At 72.1% G+C, this 10,133-nt stretch carries 11 protein-coding genes; 5 read left to right on the top strand and 6 right to left on the bottom strand.

Translation table 11 applies throughout. The features are described 5' to 3' along the window. The 3 genes from ACWD6N_RS11130 to ACWD6N_RS11120 all read right to left on the bottom strand — a co-directional run. Positions 1-1,149, bottom strand: a 1,149-nt coding sequence (locus ACWD6N_RS11130; RefSeq protein WP_450004679.1) for a helicase-related protein, incomplete at its 3' end; no start/stop codon positions are given. A gap of 28 nt (positions 1,150-1,177) precedes the next feature. Further along, complete coding sequence (locus tag ACWD6N_RS11125) at positions 1,178-1,378, bottom strand: DUF397 domain-containing protein (protein WP_387325837.1); 201 nt, start codon at positions 1,376-1,378, stop codon at positions 1,178-1,180. A gap of 41 nt (positions 1,379-1,419) precedes the next feature. Continuing rightward, on the bottom strand, positions 1,420-2,244 hold the full coding sequence (locus ACWD6N_RS11120) for a helix-turn-helix domain-containing protein (protein WP_354964330.1): 825 nt from the start codon (positions 2,242-2,244) through the stop codon (positions 1,420-1,422). Positions 2,245-2,413: 169 nt separating this feature from the next. Here ACWD6N_RS11120 and ACWD6N_RS11115 point away from each other — a divergent pair, with 169 nt between their 5' ends. The 3 genes from ACWD6N_RS11115 to ACWD6N_RS11105 are packed head-to-tail and all read left to right on the top strand — an operon-like array spanning position 2,414 to position 5,211. Then, positions 2,414-3,055, top strand: coding sequence for a GOLPH3/VPS74 family protein (locus ACWD6N_RS11115; RefSeq protein ID WP_354964089.1), 642 nt, complete (start codon positions 2,414-2,416; stop codon positions 3,053-3,055). Positions 3,056-3,100: 45 nt separating this feature from the next. Continuing rightward, on the top strand, positions 3,101-4,624 hold the full coding sequence (locus ACWD6N_RS11110) for an APC family permease (protein WP_354964090.1): 1,524 nt from the start codon (positions 3,101-3,103) through the stop codon (positions 4,622-4,624). Then, positions 4,621-5,211 (top strand): GNAT family N-acetyltransferase, encoded by a 591-nt coding sequence (locus ACWD6N_RS11105; protein ID WP_354964091.1) that lies wholly within the window; start codon positions 4,621-4,623, stop codon positions 5,209-5,211. The genes ACWD6N_RS11110 and ACWD6N_RS11105 overlap by 4 nt, the downstream gene beginning before the upstream one ends. A 119-nt stretch (positions 5,212-5,330) precedes the next feature. Here ACWD6N_RS11105 and ACWD6N_RS11100 read toward each other — a convergent pair whose 3' ends face one another. After that, complete coding sequence (locus tag ACWD6N_RS11100; protein WP_354964092.1) at positions 5,331-6,152, bottom strand: SigB/SigF/SigG family RNA polymerase sigma factor; 822 nt, start codon at positions 6,150-6,152, stop codon at positions 5,331-5,333. A gap of 411 nt (positions 6,153-6,563) precedes the next feature. On the opposite strand from ACWD6N_RS11100, the gene ACWD6N_RS11095 reads away from it, so the two are divergent. Beyond that, entirely contained in the window at positions 6,564-7,292 is a 729-nt protein-coding gene (locus ACWD6N_RS11095) for an acetoacetate decarboxylase family protein (RefSeq protein ID WP_354964093.1), read from the top strand. Here the strand turns inward: ACWD6N_RS11095 and ACWD6N_RS11090 are convergent. Then, entirely contained in the window at positions 7,241-8,830 is a 1,590-nt protein-coding gene (locus ACWD6N_RS11090) for a phospholipase D family protein (protein ID WP_354964094.1), read from the bottom strand. The two genes, ACWD6N_RS11095 and ACWD6N_RS11090, sit on opposite strands and share 52 nt — an antisense overlap. A 119-nt stretch (positions 8,831-8,949) precedes the next feature. Between ACWD6N_RS11090 and ACWD6N_RS11085 the strand changes: the two genes are divergently transcribed. Continuing rightward, the gene (locus ACWD6N_RS11085) at positions 8,950-9,078 is read left to right on the top strand and encodes a hypothetical protein (protein ID WP_255787601.1); all 129 of its coding nucleotides are present in this window, start codon (positions 8,950-8,952) and stop codon (positions 9,076-9,078) included. Between the two features lie 60 nt (positions 9,079-9,138). Here the strand turns inward: ACWD6N_RS11085 and ACWD6N_RS11080 are convergent, their stop codons facing one another. Beyond that, the gene (locus ACWD6N_RS11080; protein ID WP_354964095.1) at positions 9,139-10,125 is read right to left on the bottom strand and encodes a pirin family protein; all 987 of its coding nucleotides are present in this window, start codon (positions 10,123-10,125) and stop codon (positions 9,139-9,141) included. Between the last annotated feature and the right edge of the window lie 8 nt (positions 10,126-10,133).

Genomic DNA, 10,133 nt, shown 5'->3' with positions numbered 1-10,133 from the left:
CCGTCTGCTGGCTGGCGTTGAGCACGTCGCCGGTGGTGTTGAGGAAGACGACCGCCTCGTACTGGTTGAGGTTGGCGGTGGTGAAGGCGGCGGCGCCGCGGACCAGCAGCGGTAGACGGCCCCGGGGGCCTCCCGGCCGGCCCGGCCGGCCCGCTGGGTGGCGGCGGCCCGGGAGACCGGCACGGTGATCAACGCGCCGAGCCCACGGGCCAGGTCGGTGCGGGGCACCCGGGACAGCCCGGCGTCCACCACCACCCGCACGCCCGGCACGGTCAGGCTGGTCTCGGCCAACGCGGTGGCCAGCACCACCCGGCGTCGATCAGCCGGGCGCAGGGCCGCGTCCTGCTCGCTGCCGCGCTGTCGGCCGTGCAGCGGCAGCAGCGCGACGGTGTCCCGCAGGTCGGCCAGTCGGCCGGTGACCGCCGCGATCTCGCCGGCCCCGGGCAGAAAGACCAGCACGTCGCCGTCGCGCTCGCGCAGCGCCCGTCGGACGGTGGCCGCCACATGGTCGAGCAGGGCCCGGTCCACCGGCCCGCCCCCGGGCGGGGCGATCGGCCGTGCCGGCGGTGCCCAGATCCGCTGCACCGGGTGCAGCGCCGACTCGGCCCGGACGACCGGGGCCGGATCGGGTCCGCCGAGCAGCGCGGCGAACCGGTCCGTGTCCGGGGTGGCGGACATTGCCAGCAGCCACAGGTCCGGCCGGAGGGTGGCCCGGGCCTCCACCGCGAAGGCCAGCGCGAGGTCGGCGTCGAGTTGCCGCTCGTGGCACTCGTCGAGCAGCACGGCGCCCGTGCCGGGCAGCTCCGGGTCGTGGTGCAGCCGGCGGACCAGCAGGCCGGTGGTGACCACCTCCACCCGGGTGGCACGGCTGACCTGGCGCTCGCCGCGTACCGCGTAGCCGACCCGGTCGCCCACCCGCTCGCCGAGCAGCTCGGCCATCCGGCGGGCGGCGGCCCGCGCGGCCACCCGGCGGGGTTGCGCGATCACGACCCGCCCGCTGACCCGGTCGGCCACGGCCAGCGGGGCGAGGGTCGTCTTACCGGTGCCCGGTGGGGCCACCAGGACACCGGCGCCGGCCGCGTCGAGTGCCGCGACCAGCGCCGGCAGCACCGGGCGTACCGGCAGGTCCAGGGTTACGTCGGAGAGCACGGCCCAGTCTCGCACCGGCCCCGGCGGCTCAGCTGCGGCGGACCTCGCCGACGCCGTGCAGGAACGCGCGCCAGGCCGGCGCGTCGAAGGTGAGCACCGGGCCGGGCCGGTCCTTGCTGTCCCGGACGGCGACCTGACCGTCGGCTGTCGCGACCTCCACGCAGTTGCCGTTGCCGCTGCTGCGCGTGCTGGTCCGCCAGTCCGCCCGGGTCAGGTCGTGCGCCGTCATCCGCGATACCTCTCGTCTGCGTCGGCGTGCCGCAGACGCGGTCACGCAAAGTTACGAGAAGCCTGCTCAAGACGGGTCAGCGACGCCGCCGGATCGAGCGCCAAGCGGCACAGCTCCTCATGCAGCAGGCTATACCCGAGCACCTGGTCGGCATCCTCCAGCGCCAGGCCCATCGTGAGGTTATCCAGGTAAACTACGGACGCGTCGGCGGCGTCGGCGAAGTTGAGGATCACGTACGGGGTGCTCATCGCGGGATGCCCGCCGGCCGCGAATGGAAGTACCTGGATTGTCACGTTCGGTAGTTGCGCGATCCGGGTCATGTGGACCACCTGTTCGGCCATCACGGCGTTGCCGCCGACCGGGCGCAGGAGCACCGCCTCATTGAGCACCACCGACAACTGGACCGGGTCGTCGCGGCGCAGCACCTCCTGCCGGTGCAGCCGTGCCGCCACCTTGCGCTCCACGCCGTCCTCGCCCGCGGTGCGCCGGTAGATCTCCCGGGCGTACGCCTCGGTCTGCAACAGCCCCGGCACGGACTCGGCCTCGTACGTGCGCAGCGCCGCCGCCTCGGCCTCCAGCCCGACGTAGAACTCGAACCACTCGGGCAGCACGTCGCTGTAGTTCTGCCACCAGCCCCGCTGCTGTGCGCTCCGGGCGATCTCGATCAGCGCCTCGGCGTCGGCTCCGGTCACCTGGTAGAGCGCGAGCGCCGCTCGGACGTCGCGCGGCTTGATGCCGATCTGCGCGGTCTCGATCCGGGAGAGGTTGCTCTTGGACATGTCGAGCTGGCGGGCCGCCACATCGAGGGTCATGCCCGCGCGTTCGCGGAGCTGGCGCAGCTCCCGGGCGATGCGTCGACGGCGCACGGTCGGGCTGGCGGCGAGTGGGACGGCGGGGGTGGCGGTCACCCTCCGAGTCTGTCACGACAAGATCCGCAGGTCGGACCTGCACGGAGTGCAACTTTCAAATCTGGGAGTTGCATTGCGGTAGCTGTCGGTGCATCCTTTGCCGGTCGCGATCACTGTGGACACACCCGTGCGGGAGGACCGTTTGCTCATCGCCGACGAGTTTTTCCTGATCGCTCACAACGACAGTCGCGGCAAGGCAAAACTCCACCCGGCCGCGACCGGGCTCGGCCTGGCCGGCGGGCTGCTCGGCGAGCTGATCCTGTATGGACACATCACCGTCTCCGGCGGGCACGTCACCGTCATCGACCGGCGCCCGCCGGGCGACGCGCTGGCGCACACCGTGCTCGACCAGTTGATCGGCGAGTCCCAGCACCAGGCGGTGCGTACCTGGCTCAGCTTCCTGGCGCAGAGCGCGACGACCTCGGTGGGGGAGCGGCTGGCCCGGGCCGGCATGCTGCGCCGCCAGGAGAGCCGCCGGCTGCTGCGCACCTCGGTCAGCTACCTGCCGGTCGACCTCAACGCGGTGGCCTGGCCGGCCACCCGGCTGCGGGCCCTGCTGGACCGGCCGGACCCGCCGAGCGTGCCGGACGCCCTGCTGCTCGGCCTGGTGGTGGCCGCCGGGCTGACCCGTGAGGTGCTGTGGAGCGCCGGCCCCCGTGCCCACCACCGGCTGAACGTCCTCCTCCCCGCGCTGCCGGCGCCCCTGAAGGAACTCGTCGGGCACACCGAGGCCGCGGTCGGCGCCGCCGTGCTTCGTGGCGTCCCATGATTCCCCGGTAACCCCCACCCTCCCCTCGACAACCGGAGTAGTCGTATGCCCCCGACATCGACAGTCGACCGACCCAGCAACGTTTCCGAAGCCCTTGCCCGAGGCCGCCTCGGCGTCCCCTCGGTGATCTTCTTCGTGCTCTCCGCCGCGGCGCCACTGACGGTGGTGGCCGGTGTCGTCACCACCGGCTACGGCGTCATCGGGGTGACCGGCATCCCGCTGGCCTTCCTGGTGGTCGCCGCGGTGCTCGCCCTGTTCTCGGTGGGCTACGTGGCGATGTCCCGCCGGGTGGAGAACGCCGGCGCCTTCTACGCCTACATCTCCCGTGGCCTGGGCCGGCCGGCCGGCGTGGGCGCCGCCTGGGTGGCGCTGATCGCGTACAACGCGCTTCAGGTCGGGCTCTACGGCACCATCGGCGTCGCCGCCGAGCCGGTGCTCGACCGGATCTTCGGTGGGCACCCGCACTGGTCGATCGTCGCCCTGGTGGCGTGGGCGCTGGTCGGCCTGCTCGGCCTGCTCCGGGTGGACATCAACGGCCTGGTGCTGGCGGCGCTGCTGGTCGCCGAGATCGTGGTGATCCTGATCTTCGACCTGGGGCAGCTGGGCAACCCGGCCGACGGCCAGGTCAGCTTCGCCGCGTTGTCGCCGGACAACCTCTTCGTGCCCGGATTGGGCGCGGTGCTGGTGCTGGCCATCCTCGGCTTCGTCGGCTTCGAGTCCGCGGTGGTCTTCAGCGAGGAGAGCAAGGACCCGAAGCGCACGGTGCCGCTGGCGACGTACCTCTCGGTCGCGATCATCGCCGGGCTGTACGCGCTCTCCTCCTGGACCATGACGGTCGCCGTCGGACCGGACCGGATCGTGGCCGAGGCCGGTGAGCAGAGCGTCGGGCTGATCTTCAACCTGGCCGGTGCGCAGCTCGGCGACACCGCGGTCACCATCGGCCAGGCGCTCTTCCTGACCTCGGTGCTGGCCGCGATGATCTCGTTCCACAACACCACGGCCCGCTACACCTTCGCGCTCGGCCGGGAGCGGGTGCTGCCGGCGGTGTTCGGGCAGACCTCGCCGCGCAGCGGCGCGCCGCGGGCCGCCTCGCTGGCGCAGAGCGTCCTCGGCCTGCTGGTCATCCTGCTGTACGCGGTCAACGGCTGGGACCCGGTGGTCAAGCTGTTCTTCTGGGGCGGCACCACCGGCGGGTTCGGTGTGCTGCTGCTGATCGCCACCACCTCGGTGGCCGTGATCGCCTACTTCCTCCGCTCCGGTGGCGGGGAGACGTTCTGGCGGCGGGTCATCGCACCCGGGCTGGCCACCATCGCGCTCTTTGTGATCATCTGGCTGGCCGTGTCGAACTTCGCCAACCTGCTCGGCGTCGCGCCGGACTCCTCCCTGCGCTGGGCGCTGCCCGCGGTGTACCCGGTGGCGGCCGCGTTGGGCGTCGGCTGGGCGCTGGTGCTGCGCGGCAGCCGTCCGGACACGTACGCCCGGATCGGCCTCGGCGCGGAGAGCGCCGCGGCCGCCGTGCAGCCGGTGGAGCAGTCGCCGGCACCGGCCGGCTCGGAGGCGCCGCGATGAGCGTGGCCATCGAGCGGCTCGGTCCCGAAGACACCGCGCTGGTGGCCGGCCGGACCGCGCAGGCGTTCACCGTCCTGGAGGTGACCCGCTGGCTGGTGCCGGACGCGAGCAAGCGGGAGGCCGTGCTGGCCGGGAACTTCGAGATCCTGGTCGAGCACGCGATGCGGCACGGTCTGGTGTATGCCAGCGCGGACCGGGCCGCGGTCGCGGTCTGGTTCCCCTCGGTCGGCGACTCGGCTCCGCCGCCGCCCGACTACGACGCCCGGCTCGCCGCCGCCTGCGGTGAGTGGACCGACCGGTTCGAGCATCTCGACGAGTTGTTCGCGGCGAACCACCCGCATCCGGACCACCACCATCTGGCCTTCCTGGCGGTCCAGCCGGACCGGCAGGGGCAGGGGCTGGGCACCGCGCTGCTGGAGCACCACCACGCCTGGCTGGACGCCAACGGGATGCCCGGTTACCTGGAGGCGAGCAGCCCGCGTAGTCGGGACCTGTACGCGCAGCACGCCTACCGGGCCGGCGAGCCGTTCCGGGTGCCCGATGGCACGCCGTTCTGGCCGATGTGGCGGGAGCCGGTGAGCCGCTGACGGGACCGGCCGGGCGCTGCCGCCCGGTGCGCAGAGCTGACGTGCTGTAATGCTCGCGTGACAGTTCGTACGCGCGATCGAGGGCCGGGTCCGCGGACCCGGCCCTCGATCGGAACCGCTTAGTACGTGCCGTCGAGCTGGCCACGCAGCTTGGTGAGCGCCCGGGCCAGCAGCCGGGAGACGTGCATCTGCGAGACGCCGATCTGCTCGGCGATCTGCGACTGCGTCAGGTTGCCGTAGAACCGCAGGGTGAGGATCTTCTGCTCCCGCTCGTCGAGCGTGGCCAGCGCCGGGCCCAGGGCGACCCGCAGCTCAGCCAGCTCGAACTCCGCGTCCTCGCCGCCGAGCATGTCGCCCAGCTCGGTGGCGCGCTCGCCGTCGCCGGTCGGGGTGGACAGCGACACCGCGTTGTATGCCCGGGCGCCTTCCAGACCCTCCAGCACCTCTTCCTCGGTGAGCCCGAGGTGGGTGGCGATGTCGGCGACCGTCGGCGAGCGGCCGAGGGTCTGCAGGAGTGAGCTGTTGGCGTCGGAGATGGACAGCCGCAGCTCCTGGAGCCGGCGGGGCACCCGGATGTCCCAGGTGCGGTCGCGGAAGTGCCGCTTGAGCTCGCCGATGATCGTGGGGATGGCGTACCCGGCGAAGTCGACGCCGCGGGACGGGTCGAACTTGTCGATGGCCTTGATCAGGCCGACCGCGGCGGTCTGTGCCAGATCGTCGGTGGGCTCGCCCCGCCCGCTGTAGCGGTGGGCGAGGTGGTTGGCCAGCGGCAGCCAGGCCTCGATCGCCCGGTCCCGCAGCGCGGCGCGCGACGGGTGGGTGGTCGGCAGTGCGGCCATGGCGTTGAGCAGATCCGTGGCGCTGTCGGTGAGCGTCCGCGGGTCGAGCTTCACGCTCTTGGCGGTGGCACTCGGCTGCTCGCTGATCGTTGGCGCGGTCATTGGGTGGTCCTCCCTGCACCTCGTCCGCGGACAAAAAGACGTGACGCTTTGGTTTAGCTTCGTATGGGCCGTTCGGGACTCACCTTAACCTGATCGTCTCCCCAAAATCTAGCCGAAAGGCTGATGTACTTAAGCCGTTTCAGGTCGTAAAACATACAAAATGGGTGGCTGCTTTGGCTGTTGTGAGGTCTCTTGCGGGTTGCGGCACCCATTGCTCGGCCGCCCGGCCACCCCGCGCCGGCCTGACCGGTCGGCCCACGGCAGCCGGCCGAGCGGTCAACATAAAATCCGACATCTGGGCCGAGGTGTCTACTATCCGTCGTTGTCCCGCCGGTGGGACTGGCCGTAACGTCGCCTCTACATACCCGGTTCGGAGGCACCGTGCTCGATCCAGCCGCTCCCCAGCTAGTCGTGAACAGTCGCACGCTCTACTTCAGCTGGTTGCCGGCGGATCCGGACGCGGTGGCCGCTCTGGTCCCGGCCGGCCTGCGGCCCCGCCCGGACCGGCAGGTGTTCCTCAACCAGTACATCGTCGACGACGAGACGCAGACCTCCGGCTTCGGCGCCTACTCGCTGACCTACCTCGGCGTCTCGCTGACCGGCGTGGACGCCCCCGGCGGCCTCAGCCCCGGCGGCTGGTGGACCCACTACGTGGCATCCAGCCGCACGGTCCGGGAATACGCCGCCGCGCGCGGCGCCCCGGCGATCACCGGCCGCACCAGTATCGAGGTGCGCGGCGGCCACCTGGTCTCGGTGACCGAGGCCGACGGGGCGCCGCTGATCCGGGCCCGCTGCCAGGTCGGCGAGACCGGCCATGTGATCAACAGCGGGCACCACCGCTACTTCACCCGCCGCGACGGTCAACTGCTCAGCGCCGTCTACCCGTTCGTGGCGGAGCCGGTCGCACCGTTCGAGATCGAGTCGGTCGAGTTCCTGGAGCCCGGCCACCCGATGTACGCGCTACGGCCGGCCAACCCGCTGACCATCGGCTTCGGCTACTACTCGCCACGCTCCTCGTTCGCCTACCCCGGCGGGCTGAGCGTGTATCCGGGCGCGAGCGGCCCGCCACCGGCGACGGCCCGGCCGGCTCACCATGTGCCGGCCAACCTGGCCCGCAGCGGCCTGCCGTCCGGGTCGTAGACCAGCCGGTACACCGGCAACGCCCAAATGCGGGTGTACCAGGGAAGTCGATCGGGACGATGCGGGCGTAACCGGCCGGGAGGACGGGTGCCCACCTGGCCGCCGTCGTACCACCGTTGCAGCGCGTCGGCAGCGGCCGTGACGGCCGCGACGGCGTCGGTGGGGTCCAGCAGGTCGGCGTCGTCCGCGCCGCCCGGGTCGCGGTCCAGGTGTTCGCGCCAGAGCCGCAGCCGCAACTCCCGGGCGAAGACCCGTGCCCCGTCGCCCTGCCCGGCCGGGTCGGTGGGCTCCCGCTGGTCGCGGGTGTCGTCGAGCACCGCACAGGACAACTCGCTGTCGTGCGTCCACGAGCGGCGGTTGAAGTTGTCGCTGCCCACGCTGGCCCAGACGTCGTCGACCACGCAGATCTTCGCGTGCACGTAGACCGGGTCGCCGGCGTGGTTCTCCACGTCGAACACGTGCACCCGGTCCGGCGCTGCCCGCTCGCACAGCGACAACGCCTGCTCACGGCCGACCGTGTTCGGTGGCAGCGCGAGCCTGCCGTCCACGTCCGGGTGCCGGGGCACCACGGCGATCAGGTGCAGCTCCGGGTTGTCACGCAGGGCGTGCGCGAACAGGTCCGCCACCTCGCTCGACCAGAGGTACTGGTCCTCCAGGTAGATGAGCCGGCGGGCACGGCGTACCGCCTTGGTGTAGCCCCGGGCCACGGACCGTTCGCCGTGCGGCGCGAAGGAGTAGCGCGGTCGGACGGCGGGGTAGGTGCGCAGCACCTGGATCTGGTGCGGACCGCAGGGCTGCGGGTCGGCCGGCTGCTCGGGCAGCGGGTCGGGGCGCAGGTCCGCGCCGCGCAGTCGGTCCCGCAGGTAGGCCGTCGGGTTCTCCGAGTCCAGCGGCATCGGGTCGGTCCAGCGCTCCCGGAACACGGTGTCCAGTGCACCGACCACCGGGCCGCGCACCGCGAGCTGCACGTCGTGCCAGGGCGGGTTGGGGCCGTACCGGGGAGACATCCGCACCGGCTGCGGGTCGCCGTGGTGCCCGGCGTCGTCCCGCCGGCTGTGGCACAGGTCGATTCCGCCGGCGAACGCGATGTCCCGTTCCGGGGCGCTCGGATGCCGCAGCACCACCAGCTTCTGGTGGTGCGAGCCGCCACGGCGGACCCGCTGGTCGAGCAGCACCTCCCCACCGGCCGCGGAGATCACCTCGCTGAGGTCGCGGTTCTCCGCTTCGCTGTAGGCCAGCGCGTCGAGGTGCGAGCGCCAGATCAGCCCCTTGACCACCACCCCGCGCTGCGCGGCCTGGGCGAAGAGCTGGGCCACGGTCGGGCCGTCCGGGCGTAGCCGCTGGTCCGGATCGCCCCGCCAGTCGGTGAAGAAGAGGTGGTCGCCGGCCGTCAGCGCCTCCACCTCGTCGACCAGCCGGTCGAAGTACGCCGCACCGTGAATTAGTGGCTCGGCGAGGTTTCCGCTGGCCCAGACGGGTAACCCAGAGATTGGGTTGGCCCGTTCCTGCGCGGTGAGGAACCAGTCCTGCAACGGCAACGTCCAGCCCCCCGGAGGTCGGCAACGTCCTCACCGTAGGACCCCCGACCCGGGTCCGCACGCCAGGGCCGGCAGACCGGCGACCTGGCCGACGCGACAACAACCGAGGAGGCCACACCATGCCCCGCGAGACGACGAACCCCGTGACCGAGTACCGCGAGCCGGCGGTGGAGAGCGAACGGGGGGCGTTGGTAGCGGTGTTGCTCATGGTGATTCTCGGCGTGGCTGGGATTTTCGCCGTCTCCTGAGGCGGCGCCGGCGCCCCGGGTGTACGGGGGCGCCGGCGCCGATCTCAGCGGTTGACGTGGTCAGGGCCGGGCGCCCTGGCCGCCGGTGTGCGGCAGCCGCTCGGTGGGAATCACGCCGAGCCGACCGGCCTGGTAGTCCTCGAACGCCTGGACCAGCTCGTCCCGGGTGTTCATCACGAACGGGCCGTACTGTGCCACCGGCTCCCGGATCGGCTGGCCACCCATGATGTAGAGGTCCAGTGCAGGGGTGTTGCTGTCCTGCGTGGTGTCCGCGCTGAAGCGCAGCGCGTCGCCCGGACCGTGCACCGCGAGCTGCCCGGTCCGTACCGGCCGACGGTCGGCGCCGACGGTGCCGCGCCCGCCGAGCACGTACACCAGGGCGTTGAACTCCGGCTGCCACGGCAGGTCGACCTGCGCTCCCGGCTGCACGGTGACGTGCGTGATGGTGATCGGGGTGAAGGTGGAGCCCGGGCCGCGGTGCCCGGCCACCTCACCGGCGATGACCCGGATCAGCGCACCGCCGTCGGCTGTCGTGAGCAGCGCCGACTCCCGGCCCCGGATGTCCTGGTAGCGCGGCGGGTTCATTTTGGCCGCGCGGGGCAGGTTGACCCAGAGTTGGGTGCCGTGGAAGAGCCCACCGCTCATCACGAGGTGCTCCGGCGGGGCCTCGATGTGCAGCAGTCCACTGCCGGCGGTCATCCACTGGGTGTCGCCGTCGGTGATGGTGCCGCCGCCACCGTGCGAGTCCTGGTGGTCGAAGACGCCGTCGATGATGTAGGTGACGGTCTCGAAGCCACGGTGCGGGTGCCAGGGGGTGCCCTTCGGCTCGCCCGGCGCGTAGTCCACCTCACCCATCTGGTCGAGGTGGATGAACGGGTCCAGGTCGGTCGTCGGCACCCCCGCGAAGGCCCGGCGGACCGGGAAGCCCTCGCCCTCGAAGCCGCTGGGCGCGGTGGTCACCGTGCGGACCGGGCGGATCTTGGCGGACTCGTCGAGCTGCGGCAGGCGGGGCAGGACGAGGACGTTCTCAACGGTGATCGCGGGCATCGAAGGCT

The organism is Micromonospora sp. NPDC005163, from assembly GCF_053599835.1.
The sequence above is the reverse complement of the archived record's forward strand: the minus strand, read 5'-3'. Positions and strand labels throughout refer to the sequence as shown.